This is a genomic window from Streptomyces sp. OZ13 (assembly GCF_052068155.1).
Lineage (GTDB): Bacteria > Actinomycetota > Actinomycetes > Streptomycetales > Streptomycetaceae > Streptomyces.
In genome coordinates this window covers 122965-138373 of record NZ_JBQHCZ010000001.1, presented here as the reverse complement: position 1 = coordinate 138373, position 15409 = coordinate 122965, and the positions used below count along the sequence as shown (strand labels likewise).

The 15409-nt window shown below is 72.2% G+C and carries 13 protein-coding genes; all 13 read right to left on the bottom strand.

The features are described from left to right. Positions 1 to 7: 7 nt before the first annotated feature. Entirely contained in the window at positions 8 to 1456 is a 1449-nt protein-coding gene (locus ACTMTU_RS00610; RefSeq protein WP_441261407.1) for a basic amino acid/polyamine antiporter, read from the bottom strand. A gap of 131 nt (positions 1457 to 1587) precedes the next feature. Then, a complete protein-coding gene (locus ACTMTU_RS00605) occupies positions 1588 to 3129 on the bottom strand; it encodes a pyridoxal phosphate-dependent aminotransferase (protein WP_441261406.1) in 1542 nt (513 codons plus the stop codon). Positions 3130 to 3304: 175 nt separating this feature from the next. After that, positions 3305 to 3766, bottom strand: coding sequence for a hypothetical protein (locus ACTMTU_RS00600; protein WP_441261405.1), 462 nt, complete (start codon positions 3764 to 3766; stop codon positions 3305 to 3307). 311 nt (positions 3767 to 4077) lie between these two features. Then, a complete protein-coding gene (locus tag ACTMTU_RS00595; RefSeq protein ID WP_441261404.1) occupies positions 4078 to 4353 on the bottom strand; it encodes a hypothetical protein in 276 nt (91 codons plus the stop codon). A 125-nt stretch (positions 4354 to 4478) separates the two neighbouring features. Further along, on the bottom strand, positions 4479 to 5315 hold the full coding sequence (locus ACTMTU_RS00590; RefSeq protein WP_441261403.1) for a hypothetical protein: 837 nt from the start codon (positions 5313 to 5315) through the stop codon (positions 4479 to 4481). Then, positions 5312 to 5938: an RNA polymerase sigma factor gene (locus tag ACTMTU_RS00585; protein WP_441261402.1), complete on the bottom strand. Its 627-nt coding sequence runs from the start codon at positions 5936 to 5938 to the stop codon at positions 5312 to 5314. The genes ACTMTU_RS00590 and ACTMTU_RS00585 overlap by 4 nt, the downstream gene beginning before the upstream one ends. Positions 5939 to 6057: 119 nt before the next feature. Next, positions 6058 to 8052: an ABC transporter permease gene (locus ACTMTU_RS00580; RefSeq protein ID WP_441261401.1), complete on the bottom strand. Its 1995-nt coding sequence runs from the start codon at positions 8050 to 8052 to the stop codon at positions 6058 to 6060. A gap of 56 nt (positions 8053 to 8108) precedes the next feature. Further along, positions 8109 to 8858, bottom strand: coding sequence for a molybdate ABC transporter substrate-binding protein (gene modA / locus ACTMTU_RS00575; RefSeq protein ID WP_441261954.1), 750 nt, complete (start codon positions 8856 to 8858; stop codon positions 8109 to 8111). A gap of 137 nt (positions 8859 to 8995) precedes the next feature. After that, on the bottom strand, positions 8996 to 9391 hold the full coding sequence (locus tag ACTMTU_RS00570; protein WP_053556799.1) for a TOBE domain-containing protein: 396 nt from the start codon (positions 9389 to 9391) through the stop codon (positions 8996 to 8998). 124 nt (positions 9392 to 9515) lie between these two features. Further along, a complete protein-coding gene (locus ACTMTU_RS00565; protein ID WP_441261400.1) occupies positions 9516 to 10667 on the bottom strand; it encodes an XdhC family protein in 1152 nt (383 codons plus the stop codon). A gap of 36 nt (positions 10668 to 10703) precedes the next feature. After that, positions 10704 to 12185 carry an NCS2 family permease gene (locus ACTMTU_RS00560; RefSeq protein WP_441261399.1) on the bottom strand — a complete coding sequence of 494 codons (1482 nt, stop codon included), beginning with the start codon at positions 12183 to 12185 and terminating at the stop codon, positions 10704 to 10706. A gap of 244 nt (positions 12186 to 12429) precedes the next feature. After that, positions 12430 to 14805 (bottom strand): xanthine dehydrogenase family protein molybdopterin-binding subunit, encoded by a 2376-nt coding sequence (locus ACTMTU_RS00555; protein WP_441261398.1) that lies wholly within the window; start codon positions 14803 to 14805, stop codon positions 12430 to 12432. A 2-nt stretch (positions 14806 to 14807) separates the two neighbouring features. Next, a complete protein-coding gene (locus ACTMTU_RS00550; protein WP_441261953.1) occupies positions 14808 to 15407 on the bottom strand; it encodes a (2Fe-2S)-binding protein in 600 nt (199 codons plus the stop codon). Positions 15408 to 15409: the final 2 nt, after the last annotated feature.

Sequence of the window (15409 nt, the reverse complement as noted above, 5' to 3'; positions counted from 1 at the left end):
CTCCGGGTCAAAGGGTGATCCAGCCGGCGGCCAGGGCGACGACGCCCAGCACGGCGCCGGCCACCGAGACGGCGCAGATGACGCTCTCGGCGGGCGAGAACAGCTTCTTGCCCTGCTCCCTGCGGGCCTTCGCGAAGAGGAACGTGGCGGGCGCGTAGACGATGAAGGAGACGAGGACGAATTTCGGCCCGGCCGCGTAGAGCAGGAACGCCGTGTAGAGGGTGGCGACGGCGGCGATCGTCAGCTCCCGGCCGGAACCGCGGCCGCCGACGGTCCGGTCGTCGGGCCTGAACCCGATCTTGAGCGCGAAGGCGGCGGCGAGGAGGAACGGGATGAGAGTGAGGGCGCTCGTCAGGTCGAGCGCGAAGTTGAAGGCGTCGTCGGAGAAGAGCGTGACGATCAGGACGACCTGGCTGAGGAGCGTCGTCATCACCAGCGCCGGTTCCGGCACGTCGGCGGCGGTCGACCGCTTCAGGAAGCGCGGCATGTCGTCGTCCTTCGCGGCGACGAACAGCACTTCCGCGGCCATCAGCGTCCAGGCCAGATAGGCGCCGAGGACGGAGACGATCAGGCCGACGCTGATGAACACCTGGCCCCAGGTGCCGACCGCCTCCTCCAGGACGCCGGCCATCGACGGCTGGCGGAGCTCGGCGATCTCGGCCATCGGCATGATCCCGTACGACACGATGGTGACGGAGGCGAAGACCGCGAAGACGCTGAGGAAGCCGAGCACGGTGGCACGCCCCACGTCGGCCCGGCGCCTGGCGTGCCGCGAGTACACGCTCGCGCCCTCGACACCGAGGAAGACGAACACCGTGGCGAGCATGGTCCCGCGGACCTGGTCGAAGAGGGAGCCCGCGTAGTCGGCGCCGCCGAAGTTGTCGGCGAAGACGTCCGCCTCGAAGTAGAACAGCGCGATGACGACGAAGACCAGGATCGGGACGACCTTGGCGACGGTGACGATCCGGTTGATCGCGGCGGCCTCCTTCACGCCGCGCCGGATGAGGAGGAAGAACCCCCACAGCCCGATCGAGGACAGCACGGCCGCGAGCAGGGTGTCGCCGTCGCCGAGCGCCGGCCAGACGGCTCCGATCGTCGACATGATGAGCACCCAGTACGTCACGTTGCCGACGCAGGCGCTGGCCCAGTAGCCGAAGGCGGCGAAGAAGCCGAGGTATTCGCCGAAGCCAGCCTTGGCGTAGGCGTAGACGCCTGAGTCGAGGTCGGGCCGGCGCACGGCCAGCGACTGGAAGACGAACGCGAGCATCAGCATGCCGGTGCCGGCGATGGTCCACGCGATGAGCGCGCCGGCGACGCCGGTCTCGTCGGCGAAGCGCCGCGGGAGGGAGAACACTCCGGCGCCCACCATGGATCCGACGACCATGGCGGTGAGCGTCATCAAGGACAGCTTGACGGCCGGCCGGGTCTCCGCGGTGGTTTCCCCCTGGGTCGTCATGTCTCCCCACTCCGTACGGCCGGCCGTCACCGATAGGGGAATCTATCGCCTGTCCGCCGGTTTTGTGACGAATGCCCGGTGCGGAGTGTCCGGGGCCCGGCCGCCCGCCGTCCGCACGCCCCCGGCGGCGCTCAGGCCTGGGAGATGAGGCGGTCCACCGCCGCCGTGCCCGACGTGTAGCCCGCGGCTGCCGCCACGCCGGGCCGGGCGGCCTGAGCGGGCGCCAGGCCCCGGGCGGCGAGCGGCTGCTGGGCAGGCTGAGTCCGCGTGAGGGCGAGCGGCGGGGCGTGCTGCGGCAACGGCTGGGGCCCGGGCGGCTGGGTCTGGGCGGGCGCCTGCGCCAGCATGGGGGCGGGGACCGGCTGCGGGGCCTGCGCCTGGGCAGGCATCGACGCCACGGCCGGCTGCTGGGCCTGCGCCTGTACCGCCTGCGCCTGCGTGTCGACCCGCGGCAACGGCTGGGACCGCGCGGGTATCTGCGCGAGCATCGGCTGCGGTGGCTCCGGCGCGGGCGGCGGGGCGGGCGCGGCCCGGATGTGCTCGCCGTACAGCACGAGCTCCATCGCGGAGACCAGCCGTGCCACGTCCGGCTCGGGGCGCACCACCAGCCGGACGAACCGGCTGGAGCTGCCGATCTTGTTACCGCACTCCCGCACCAGGACGCCGTGCTCCGCGAGCAGCCGGTCCCGGAGGATCGCGCCGTCGGCTCCTTCCGGCAGCCTCACGTACACGAAGTTGCCCTGCGAGGGATAGACGGTGAGACCGGGCAGCTGGGACAGCCGCCAGATCATGTCCTGCCGGTCGCGGCCCACCTGCGCGAGGCTCTCCGCGTACTCCTGGCGGTGCTGCTTGAGCATGAACACCACGGTCTCCGCGAAGGAGTTGATGTTCCACTTCGGCAGCGCGGCACGCACCTTCCCGGCGAGACCCGGGTTGGCGACGAGATAACCGAAACGCACCCCGTGCAGGCCGAAGTTCTTCCCGAGACTGCGCAGCACGATCACGTTCGTCCGCAGCACGGCCTCCGCCGCGACGCTGGTCTCCTGCCCGGCGTCGGCGAATTCGAGGAACGACTCGTCGACGACGACCAGGTCCAGGTCCTGGAGCTGGTCGAGCAGGGACAGCACCTGCTGCTTGGGGAGCAGCCCGCCGTCCGGGTTGTTGGGGTTGCAGACGACGGCGACGCGCGAGCCTCTGCTCCGTACGAACTGCACGAAGGACGCCGGGTCGAGGACGAAACCGCGCGCCTCGGGCAGCAGCAGCATGTCCACCCGCTTGCCGGTCTCCATCGGCTGGTCCGTCCAGCGGCCGAAGGTGGGCACGGGAACCGCCAGCGACTCGCGGACGAGCAGATGGTCGATCCAGGTGATCAGCTCGGTGGAGCCGTTGCCCATGGCGACCGTCTGGGGATTGAGGCCGAGCAGCTGGCAGAGCTCGGCGGTGATCGTCTCGGAGCCGCTCGGGTAGTAGGTCAGGATCTCCCTGAGCCTGCTGCCGAGCTCGTCGAACATGGCGGGGGTCGGGAAGTACGGGTTGCAGGGGATGCAGAAGTCCACGATCTCGCCGGCCGCGCCGCCGCCCGCCCGGTCCAGCGTGAAGTACGACGGGCTGTGCGCGGTGGACGCGCGGAAGAGCGCGGTGACGTTGCTGCCGTTGCCGTTGCTGCCGGCCAAGACGTGCCTCCCTGCCTTTTGGCGGCCCGTGCGGATCCACACGGGCCGCCAGAAGGTACGGGCGGAGGTCACGCGCCGTTCAACGCTCCCGTAGCGCCGGCGGCGGCTCAGTCACCGATGCCGACGGCCCGCTCCTTGTGCCGGGGCGCCCGTGTGGCGGGAGCCCGACCCCAGGTCATCGACCACAGGCCGCTTGCTGTGCCGCACCCCGGCGTACGCGCGGCGTTCGCCTTCCGTGCAGCAGCAGATAGAACTGTTCGACCGACTCTCCGGGGCCGTGCTCGAACCGCTTGACGACCTTGCCGAGCGGGTTCCACACCCGCCCGTCCGGCATGCGCACGCCGACCGGCTGGCCGAACATCTCGCGCTGTCCCGCGTCGAGGTCGACCCAGCACGCGCCCGCGCGTCTGACCATCACCTCGCCCGTGTAGGCGCCGAGCCCATGAAGGTAGCGGTCCACTCCCGTACGGACGGGTCTGTTGCGTCTGAGTCCGTCGACGACGACGTCGACCAGTCTCAGGCTCGTCACGCTGTAGTCGAGCGGCAGTCTGCTGCGCTCGCTCATCTCCGTGACGAACCGGGCGGTGTAGCTCCGCATGCCCCTGGCGTCCGGCAGTCCTGCTCCGTGATCGTCCACGGCACCCGCCTTTCCACAACGATGGCCTCACCGGACTCAGCGGAAACACGGGTGGGAGCATCACGGACGGCACGGGTGGCTGTTCTCACAAGAAAATCAGCATGCGGCGTACAACCCTCGGCCCGGCCGGAGCGTCTGACGGCAGCCATGCCCGGGGAGCGACCGCGCGGGCCGTGGTCGTGCAGGCCCGGTTCCGGCAGGTTGTGTCAGGACCCGCTGCGTCAGGGCAGGTCGCGTGCCGAGCAGGCCGTTGCCGGGCCCGTTGCGTCAGGGCCCGTTGCGTTCAGGGCAGGTCCCGCCGGCCGGCCGGTCTAGCCGCCGTACTCCCGGTCGTCGACCGGAGCGTCGGGCAACTGTGCCTGGAGGGACTCCCGGTAACGGACACAGCCGCGCATGAACCGCGGCCACGGCGGTACCGCCACCTCGGGCTCCACGCGCTCCGGCAGCAGTCCCCACAACCGCGGGTGGTGCCAGCACAGGTCGTGGCCCGAGCTGTCCCGGTGCGCACGGATACCCCGGCGCAGCGCTCTCACCTCGGCCACGAGTTCGTCGCGGCTCAGCCGGTTCAGATCCTCGTCCAGGTCCACAAGGGGCACCCTAGGCACGGGCGGCGGCGGACGGTCCCGGGCGCACCGCGTCGCACGGCCGCGTCCCTCTTACGGCGTCCCGCACCTCCTGGGCCCTGCGAAGTCGTGCACTCCTGCGTGTCGCCCTACTGCCGTGACGGCTTCTGCGTCGGGGCGCGCCACTTGTCCGGTCCGGCCTGGGGATCGACGGGGGACGGTGCGTCGGCGCCGGCCTTCTCGCCGGCCCCGGCGCCGTGCCCTCCGCCCGCCGGCCGGTCCGCCGCAAGGCGTGCGCAGTACGCCTCGACCTGGTCGGGCCCGCCGGCGGCTGCGGCGAGCCGCTCGCGGACGGCGTTTTCCTTGGCGTCGCCGTCGGTCCGCCGCTCGTCGGTCCTGCCGCCGTTCGCGTTCCCGCCCGGTTTCTCGTGGTTCCGGCCTGCCGCCGCTGCGGCCTCGTAGGCGCGGCAATGGGCCGTCAGGTCCTCGGCGGTGGGCGGGCGTTCGTCGGCTCCCGGGACGATGGCGGTCGGGACGGCGGGCACCGTGGCGGGCGGGGTCACGCCGGTGCTCCGCTCCCCCGCGCCGGAGGGGGTGACGCGGGGCGCCGGGCTCGGCTTCCCGGCGGGCGGGTCCGCGAACGGGGCGGGGATCGCGCCGGCCGCCATCGCGACACCGCCGAGCATGACGCCGGCGACGAATGTGCCGACACCGGCCCGGACCCAGGGGACACGGGTCCTCGCCTCCGCCGGCCGCCAGTCGTCCTCCGGGCGGGTGGGCAGCTCGAGCGCCCCGTCGTCACGGGCGGCGCGGAACGCCGCCAGGGCGTTCTCCTCGGCGTCGGGAACGACGGGCGCGGGGCGCGCGGCGGCAGCGAGCAGCTCGTCGAGCGTCGGCTGCCGCGACGTGCCGGGCAACTGCGGCCGCGGTGAGGACTGCGGCGGCGCGCCGGGGCCCACGGCGTCTCCGGATCGGTTTTCGGTCATCTCGCATCTCCCAGCGAAGGGGAGTCCGAATCTGTCACACCGCCGCGCGGCGGTGACGCCAGGAACCTCTCCAGCCGTCTGAGCCCCCGGTGCGTGGCCGAGCGCACGGCTCCCGGGCGTTTGCCCAGTACGCGCGCGGCGGCCGGCCCGTCGAGTCCGATGACGGTCTGGAGGAGCACCGCCTCCGCCTGCTGCCGGGGCAGTTGGGCGATGAGGGCAAGGGCCTGTTGGGTCGAGACGGTCTCGAAGGCCTCTGCCGCCGTGTCCCTCGGGGAGGGCAGTGCGGCGAGCTCGCTCTCGAGGACCGTACCGCGCGGGCGGCTCCGGATCCGGCGCAGGTGGTCCATGGCCCGGTGGCGGGCGATGGTCGCCGTCCAGGCTCTGAAGCCGGCGCCGTCGCCGCGGAAGCGCCCGAGGTCACGGGCTATTTCAAGCCAGGCGTCGGACGCGACGTCCTCCGCGTCGTCGCCCACGAGACCGCGCAGATATCCGAGCAGCGGGGGATGAACGAGTCGATAGGCCGCGGAGAAGGCGGCCTCGTCACCCCGTTGTGCCTGTGCCACCGCGTCGCCGAGCTCCTTGTCGTGCGTCTCCGCACGCCGGCTGCCCCGCCCCTTGCCCACTCGGTCCTCTTCGTTCCCGCCGGCACGGCGCACCCGTGCCCATGTCCCCCGTAGTGTCAGCGTCGCGGCCCACGGAAACGTCACAGCTCTCCGGCCGCGCGGCCGGCGCACGCGGAGAGCTACAGGCCGACCACGGTGACCTCGGTGGCCTTGACGCCCGTCCAGACCGACTCCCCTTCCGCGAGGCCCAGTTCGGCCGCCGCCTGCGGGGTGATCTCGGCGACCAGGTCCGGCGCGTGCGGCGAGGTGACGAGGACGCGCAGCCGGCTGCCCACGGTGGTGATCTCGCGTACGGTGCCGGGCCAGACGTTGCGCGGGCTGCCGCCGGGGCGTTCACGGTGCACGGACACCGCCTCCGGGGCGATGATCGCGAGGACGTCCGCGCCCGGGGTGAGAGGGTCGGCCACCACGAGCCGTCCGCCGCCGCCGAGTTCGATGCCGCCGGCCACGGCCGTGCCGGGCCAGGCGTTGCGGCCGAGCATCCGCGCGACCCACGGCGAGCGCGGATGGCGGGTGACCTCGGCGGGCGGCGCGTCCTGGACTGCACGGCCGTCGTCGAGGACGAGCACCCGGTCGGCCAGCGACACGGCCTCCACCGGGTCGTGGGTGACGATCAGGCAGACACCGCCGAAGCCGTCCAGATGGCGGCGCAGGGTGTGGCGTACATGGGCCCGGGTCGTCTGGTCGAGGGCGGCCAGCGGCTCGTCCAGCAGCAGCAGCCGCGGCCGGGCGGCCAGAGCGCGGGCGAGGGCCACGCGCTGGGCCTGGCCGCCGGAGAGCTGGGCGGGTCTGCGGGCGGCGAGATGACCGACGCCGAGCCGTTCGAGCCACTCCTGTGCGCTGCGGCGCGCCTCCGTACGGGAGACGCCCCGCGAGCGCAGCCCGTACGCGGTGTTGCCGAGGGCGCTCAGGTGCGGGAACAGCGCGCCGTCCTGGGGCACCCAGGCCACACCGCGGCGGTGGGGCGGCAGGGCGGACACGTCGGTGTCGCCGAGCCGCAGTGCGGCGTGGGCGCGCGGGGTCAGTCCGAGGAGGGCCCGCAACAGGGTCGTCTTGCCGGCGCCGTTGGGGCCGACGACGGCGATGGTGGTGCCGGGCGCGGCGTCGAGGGTGAGTTCGTCGAAGCCGCTGACCTCCGCGTGCAGCGGCCAGCGTCCGTCCGCCAACGGCGGTCCGGCCACCGGGGCCGCCGGGGCTCCGGGGGAGACCGGGCCGGGTTCCTCGGGCTCGGCGGCGGGCACGCGGCGGGCGGCGGCGAGCGGGGCCCCGCCCGTCCACCGGCCGCGCAGGGCGATCAGCACGGCCATGGCGATGACGAGCAGCAGGAGCGACAGCGACGTCGCCGCGTCCGGTTCTTCCTGGAGCAGCAGATACACCTGCAAGGGCAGCGTCTGCGTGGTGCCCGGCAGATTGCCGGCGAAGGTGATCGTCGCGCCGAACTCGCCGAGCGCACGGGCCCACGTCAGTGCCGCTCCGGCGACCAGCCCGGGGGCGACCATCGGCAGGGTGACGGTGAGGAAGACCCGGAGCGGGGAGGCGCCGAGCGAGGCGGCCGTCTCCTCGTAGCCCGGACGCAGACCGCCCAGGGCGCCCTCGAGGCTGATGACGAGGAACGGCATGGCGACGAAGGTGGCGGCGACGACGGCGCCGGAGGTGTGGAACGGCAGGGTGATGCCGAACGTGTCCTCCAGCCACGGCCCCAGGAGTCCGCGCCGACCGAAGGCGAGCAGCAGCGCCACTCCCCCGACGGTGGGCGGCAGCACCATGGGCAGCAGGACGAGGGAGCGGACGAGCGTCTTGCCCGGGAAGTCCGTCCGTGCCAGCACCCAGGCGAGCGGAACGCCGAGCAGCAGGGACAGTCCGAGCGCCCAGAAGGAGACGACGAGCGACAGCCGCAGCGCCTCGGTGACGCCGGGGTTGGTCAGATGGCCGCCGATGTCGCTCCACGCCGTCCGGCCGAGGATGCCGGCCAAGGGCAGCAGCAGGAACGCGACGGCGAACAGCGCGGGCACCGCCAGGACCACGGGCGTACGCGCTCCGACGCCCCCGCCGGGCCGGTCCCGCCCGCCCCTGCCCGGGAGGCGGGACGGGGGCGTGTCGCGTAGGCGCTTCATGGTGCGTCCTGGTGATCGAGCCGAGAGGGACGGGCGGCCACGGCCGCGGGGAGCGGTTACGGCTGCTGGAAGCCCGCGTCCCTGAGGATCTTCTGCGCCTCCGGGCCGGTCAACCAGGTCACGAAAGCCTCTGCCGCGTCGGCGTTCTTCGACGACTTCATCGTCGCGGCCGGGTAGGAGGCGACGGCGTTGTGGCCGTCGGGGATGTCGACGGCGTCGACCTTCTCGGCGGCGACGGCGGCGTCCGTGCGGTACACGATGCCCGCGTCGGCCTCGCCCATCTCCACCTTGCTGAGGACGGCCCGGACGTTCGGCTCCTCGGACACCGGCCGCACGTCGACGTTGCGGCCCTGGAGGATCTGCCTGCTGTAGCGGCCGACGGGGACCTCCGGCGCGGCGAGCACGACCTTGAGCTCGGTCCCGGCGAGGTCCTCGAGCGCACCGATCTTGTGCGGGTTCCCCTTGCCGGTGACGATGACCAGCCGGTTCTTGGCGATGACCACCGGGGAGCCGGTGTCGGCGGCGAGGCCGTCCATGGTCCTGCTGTCGGCGGTGACCAGGGCGTCGGCGGGAGCGCCCTGCCTGACCTGCGCGGCGAGTTCCTGCGAGCCGGCGAAGGAGAAGGCGATCTCCGTGCCGGGGTGCGACTTCTCGTAGGCGTCGCCCGCCGTTTCGAAGACGTCGGTGAGCGAGGACGCGGCGAGCACGGTCAGGCGGGCGTCGGACGGTTCGCCGGAGACGCTCTTCCCGCTCCCGGCGTCGCCGGTGCCGCAGGCGGCGAGCGGGGCGAGCAGGGCGGCCGTCATGATCGCGGCCGCGGCGCGGCGGCGTCCGGCAGCGGGAGTGCGGCGGCGTCCGCCGAGGCTGGGGAACACGGGACGGGACTCCTCTGTGCTGTGCGCCGTTCCGCGTGGACAGGTCCGACCGCGGGCCGGCGCCCGGGTCAGGCGCGGTCGATGTGCACGTTCGTGGACTTCACCCGGGCGGTGGCCTGCATGCCGACCTCCAGTCCGAGTTCCTCGACGGCTTCGCGGGTCAGCAGGGACACGAGCCGGTGCGGCCCGGCCTGGATCTCCACCTGCGCGGCTACGTCGCCGAGCTTGACGGCGGTGACGATGCCGGGGAACGCGTTGCGCGCCGAGGTGTAGGAGGTCTCCTCGTCGCCGACGCCGCCCTGGGCGACCTCGACGGAGAACGCGGCCAGGTCCCGGCCGTCGATGAGGCGCCGGCCGCTGTCGTCGCGATGGGTCGCGACCCGTCCGGCGTCGGCCCAGCGCCGCGCCGTGTCGGCGCTGACGCCGAGCAGCCGCGCGGCCTGACCGATGGTGTAGGACTGCATATGCGCCACAATAGGCGCCCCGGGATCGCAGGTACAGCCTTTTCGGCCGAATCTACATGGCAGATGCGACCCCGTTGGTCGATGCCACGGCGGGGCTTTCCGCCGTACGCGGCCCGCCGGACGCCTATGCCACCGACCCGATCCGCCCGGTGGGCGCGTCGGGGCCGTCGTGGTGGATGGGGGTGTGCGCGCCGGTCAGGGAGACACCGGTGCCGCCGCGGCGGTTTGCCACGATCTCCGCGCCGATGGACAGCGCGGTCTCCTCCGGCGTACTGGCGCCGAGGTCCAGGCCGATCGGTGAGCGCAGCCGGGCGAGTTCGAGGTCCGAGACGCCGACCTCGCGCAGCCGCCTGTTGCGGTCCTCGTGGGTGCGGCGGGAGCCCATCGCGCCCACGTAGGCGACCGGCAGCCTCAGGGCGAGCTCGAGCAGCGGTACGTCGAACTTGGCGTCGTGGGTCAGTACGCACAGCACCGTACGGCCGTCGACCTCTGTCGACTCCAGGTAGCGGTGCGGCCACTCGACGACCACCTCGTCGGCCTCCTTGAAGCGGCTCGTGGTCGCGAAGACGGGCCGCGCGTCGCAGACGGTGACGTGGTAGCCGAGGAACTTGCCGACGCGCACCAGGGCGGCGGCGAAGTCGATGGCTCCGAAGACGATCATTCTCGGTGCGGGGACGCTCGACTCGACGAGCAGTGTCAGCGGCCGGCCGCAGCGGGAGCCGTCCTCGCCGATGACGACGGTGCCTGTGCGTCCGGCGTCCAGCATCGCCCGGGCCTCGCGGGCCGCGGTGCGGTCCAGTTCGCGATGGCCGCCGAGGGTGCCGTCGTGCGTGCCGTCGGGCCGTACGAGCAGGGCGCGGCCCGCCAGGTCGGCGGGCCCGTCCGTGATCCGCGCGACCGCCGCCGCCTCCCCTCGGGCGGCGGTGGCCAGCGCGGCCGCGAACACCTCCCTGGCGGGCGCGTCCGCGTGGACCGGGGTGACGAGGATGTCGATGACGCCGCCGCAGGTCAGGCCGACCGCGAAGGCGTCCTCGTCGCTGTAGCCGAACTGCTCGAGGACGCTTTCGCCGTCCTCGAGGGCCTTCCGGCACAGCTCGTACACGGCGCCCTCCACGCACCCTCCGGAGACCGAGCCGATCGCCGTGCCCCCGCTGTCGACGGCGAGCGCGGCGCCCGGCTGCCTTGGCGCGCTGCCGCCGACGGCCACGACCGTGGCGACGGCGAAACTGCGGCCCTGCTCGACCCACCGGTGCAACTCTTCGGCGATGTCCAGCATGTCGGTCTCCTTCGCGTGTTCTGCCGAGGCGGGCGGTTACTTGACTCCGAGCCAGCCCTCGATGGGGTGCAGCGCGAAGTAGGCCAGGAAGACGACGGCCAGGACCCACATGAGCCAGCCCACCTCGCGTGCCCGGCCCTGGACGGCCTTGATCAGCACATGGGCGATGACTCCGGCCGCGATGCCGGCGGTGATGGAGTACGTGAACGGCATCAGCACCGTGGTCAGGAAGACCGGGATCGAGGTCGCGGAGTCGTTCCAGTCGATGTGCTTGGCGTTGGTCATCATCATCGAGCCGATGACGACGAGCGCGGCGGCCGCGACCTGGGTGGGGATGACCTGGGCGAGCGGCGTGAAGAACAGGCACAGCGTGAACGCGAGACCGGTGACGACGCTGGCGAGGCCGGTGCGCGCGCCGTCGCCGACACCGGCGGTCGACTCGACGAAGACGGTCTGGCCGGAGGCGCCCGCGACACCGCCGATCGCACCGCCCGCGCCGTCGATGGCCAGGGCCCGGTTGAGGCCCGGCATCTTGCCCTTGTCGTCGGCGAGACCCGCCTGCTGGCCGATGCCGATGATGGTTCCCATGGCGTCGAAGAAGCCGGCCAGCACCAGGGTGAAGACGATGACGCCGACGGTGATGCCGCCGACGCCGGCCATCCCGTCGAAGGAGACGGCGCCGAACAGCCCGAAGTCGGGGCTGGAGACGATGGAACCGGTGATCTCGGGTGCGTTGAGGCCGCCCCAGTCGGCCTTGTCGAGGCCGGCGAACTGGTGGACGGCGGCGGCGAACAGCGTGCCGCCGACGATGCCGATGAGGATGGCGCCGGGGACCTTGCGGACCTGGAGCATGAAGATCAGCAGGACGGTGACGGCGAAGCAGAGCACCGGCCAGCCGGTCAGCATGTCGCTGGTGCCGAGCTGGATCGGCTTGGCGCCGGCGATGCCTCCCTCGCCGGGCATGGAGGTCACGAACCCGGCCTGGACCAGGCCGATAAGACAGACGAACAGGCCGATCCCCATGGTGATGGCGTGCTTCAGCGCCAGCGGGATCGCGTTCATGATCAGTTCACGGAGACCGGTGACGACGAGCAGGACGATCACGGCGCCGTAGATGACGCACATGCCCATCGCGTTTTCCCAGGTCATCTCGGGCGCGACCTGGAAGGCCATGACGGCGGAGACACTGAGTCCCGCGGCCAGGGCGAGCGGCACATTGCCGATGAGGCCCATCACTATGGTGGTCGCCGCGGCGGCGAAGGCGGTCGCGGTGGTCAGCTGATCACCGTCGAGCCTGTTGCCGGCCACGTCGGGCACCGAAAGGATCACCGGGTTGAGCAGGATGATGTACGCCATCGCCATGAAGGTGGTGATGCCGCCACGCACCTCCCGGCCGAGCGTCGAGCCTCTCTTGGTGATGTGGAAATACCGGTCGAGCCAGGATCGTCCGGCGGGCTGGCGCGTACCCGCGCCGGCGTCCTCCGCCGTGGTCCGGGGCTCGGTGGACTGCTGGGTCATGGTGCCTACTCCCAAGGTTCACAGGGGCACCCGCCGTGGAGACTGGTGATGGCGGGATTTGGGATGGTGCTTGGCTGCACGACCCGGGGGACGGCCCGAGACGAACTCGCTCTTCGGGGTACTGCGGTGCTGCTGCGGCCGCGAGCGGTGCGGCACGTGTTCTCCCCGGGCGGCGCGGGCCGGTGGGGAACCGGCTGGTTCCTTGGAGGCATGGCGCGCACCGCCCGGAGAAGTGGGGAAGGGATCAGGTGCCGGTGAGGTGCTCGGGGCGCACCGGCGTCCTGTCCAGTTCCAGACCCGTCGCGTTCCGGATCGCCGCGAGCACGGCCGGAGTGGACGACAGGGTGGGGGCCTCGCCGATGCCGCGCAGCCCGTAGGGGGCGTTGTCGTCGGCGAGTTCGAGCACGTCGACCGGGATGGTCGGCGTGTCGAGGATGGTGGGGATCAGGTAGTCCGTGAAGGAAGGGTTCCTGACCTTCGCGGTCTTCGGGTCGACGATGATCTCCTCCATGACCGCGACGCCCAGGCCCTGGGTGGTGCCACCCTGGATCTGGCCGAGGACGGACAGCGGGTTGAGGGCCTTGCCGACGTCCTGGGCGCAGGCCAGCTCGATCACCTTCACCAGACCGAGCTCCGTGTCCACCTCCACCACCGCGCGGTGCGCGGCGAAGGAGTACTGGACGTGGCCGTTGCCCTGGCCGGTGCGCGGGTCAAACGGCTCCGTGGGGCGGTGGCGCCACTCGGCCTCGATCTCGACTGCCTCGTCCTCCAGCAGGTCCACCAGGTCGGCCAGTACCTCGCCGCCGTCGGTGACGACCTTGCCGCTCTCGAGCAGCAGCTCGGCGGTGGCCCAGGCCGGGTGGTAGCTGCCGAACTTGCGGCGGCCGATCTCGAGGACCTTCTCGCGGACCAGCTCGCACGAGTTCTTCACGGCGCCGCCGGTGACGTAGGTCTGCCGGGAGGCGGACGTGGAGCCGGCGGAGCCGACCTGCGTGTCGGCGGGGCTGATCGTGACCTGTGAGACGCCGAGCTCGGTGCGGGCGATCTGGGCGTGCACGGTGACACCGCCCTGGCCGACCTCCGCCATCGCGGTGTGCACGGTGGCGACGGGCTCTCCCGCGATGACCTCCATGCGCACCTTGGCGGTGGAGTAGTCGTCGAAGCCTTCGGAGAAGCCGACGTTCTTGATGCCGACCGCGTAGCCGACACCCCTCACGACGCCCTCGCCGTGCGTGGTGTTGGACAGGCCGCCGGGCAGCGAGCGGACGTCCGGGCCCTCGGTGGTCTCCCACTGGCGCTCGGGCGGCAGCGGGCGGGCCTTGACGCGGCGCAGCAGTTCGGCGACCGGGGCGGGCGAGTCGACCGGCTGGCCGGTCGGCAGCAGCGTGCCCTGCTCCATGGCGTTGAGCTGCCGGAACTCGACGGGGTCCATGTCGAGGGCCTTCGCCAGCTTGTCCATCTGCGCCTCGTAGGCGAAGCACGCCTGGACCGCTCCGAAGCCGCGCATGGCGCCGCACGGCGGGTTGTTGGTGTAGAGCGCGAGCGCCTCGATGTCGACGTCGTCGATGACGTACGGGCCCACCGAGAGCGAGGAGGCGTTGCCGACGACCGCCGGCGAGGCGGAGGCGTAGGCGCCGCCGTCCAGCACGATCCGGCACTTCATGTGCGTGATCCTGCCGTCGCGGGTGGCGCCGTGCTCGTACCGGAGCTTCGCCGGGTGGCGATGGACGTGCCCGAAGAAGGACTCGAACCGGTTGTAGACGATCTTGACGGGCTTGCCGGTGCGCAGGGCCAGCAGGCAGGCGTGGATCTGCATCGACAGGTCCTCGCGGCCGCCGAACGCGCCGCCGACGCCGGAGAGCGTCATCCGGACCTTGTCCTCGGGCAGGCCGAGGACCGGGGCGATCTGCCGCAGGTCGGAGTGGAGCCACTGGGTCGCGACGTACAGGTCCACGCCGCCGTCCTCCGCCGGCACGGCGAGACCGGACTCGGGCCCGAGGAACGCCTGGTCCTGCATGCCGAAGGTGTACTCGCCGGAGACGATGACGTCGGCCCGCTTCGCGGCCTCGTCGGCGTCGCCGCGCACGATCGGCTGGCGGTGCACGATGTTCGGATGCGGCACATGGCCGGCGTGGTGGTCGTCGCGGCCCGGATGCAGCAGCGGCGCGTCCGGCGCGGTCGCGGAGGCCTCGTCGGTGACGACGGGCAGCTCCTTGTACTCGACCTTGATCTTGGCGGCGGCGCGGCGCGCGGTCTCCGGGTGGTCGGCGGCGACCAGGGCCACGGGCTCGCCGTGGTGGCGTACGACGCCGTTGGCGAGGACCGGGGTGTCCTGGATCTCCAGACCGTAGTTCTTCACGTCGGTCGGCAGGTCGTCGTAGGTGAGGACCGCGTAGACGCCGGCCTGGGCGAGCGCTTCCGAGGTGTCGATGGAGACGATCTCGGCGTGCGCGACCGTGGAGCGCAGGATCTGGCCCCAAAGCATGTCCTCGTGCCACATGTCGGAGGAGTACGCGAACTCGCCGGTGACCTTGAGGATGCCGTCGGGCCGGAGCGTGGACTCGCCGATGCCGCCCTTGGTCTTCTGGGTGAGGTTCGTGGGTGTGCCGGTGGTGGCCATCGTCAGACCGTCGCTTCCTGGTTTCCCTGACGGGCGGCCGCGAGGCGAACAGCGTCGAGGATCTTCTCGTAGCCGGTGCAGCGGCAGAGGTTGCCGGAGAGCGCTTCGCGGATGTCCTCGTCGGTCGGCGACGGGTTGCTCTCGAGCATCTCGTCCGCGGCGACCAGCAGGCCCGGGGTGCAGAAACCGCACTGCACGGCGCCGGCGTCGATGAACGCCTGCTGGATCGGCGCGAGCTCCGTGCCCTTGCCGGTCTGCGAGTCGGTGACCCCGTCATCCGGCGCGGCGCTCCACCGCTGGGCGTCCTGGAGCGAGGTGCCGCAGGTTCCGCCGGCACAGGACTGCTCGCGCTGCTTGGCCAGGTCCGCCAGGCCCTCGACGGTGACGACCTCGCGGCCCTCGACCTGGCCGGCGGCGACCAGACAGGAGCAGACGGGAACGCCGTCGAGCCTGACCGTGCAGGAACCGCATTCGCCCTGCTCACAGGCGTTCTTCGAGCCGGGGAGGCCGAGGCGCTCGCGCAGCACGTAGAGCAGGCTCTCGCCCTCCCACACGTCGTCCGCTTCCTGCCGGCGTCCGTTGACGGTGAAATTGACGCGCATGG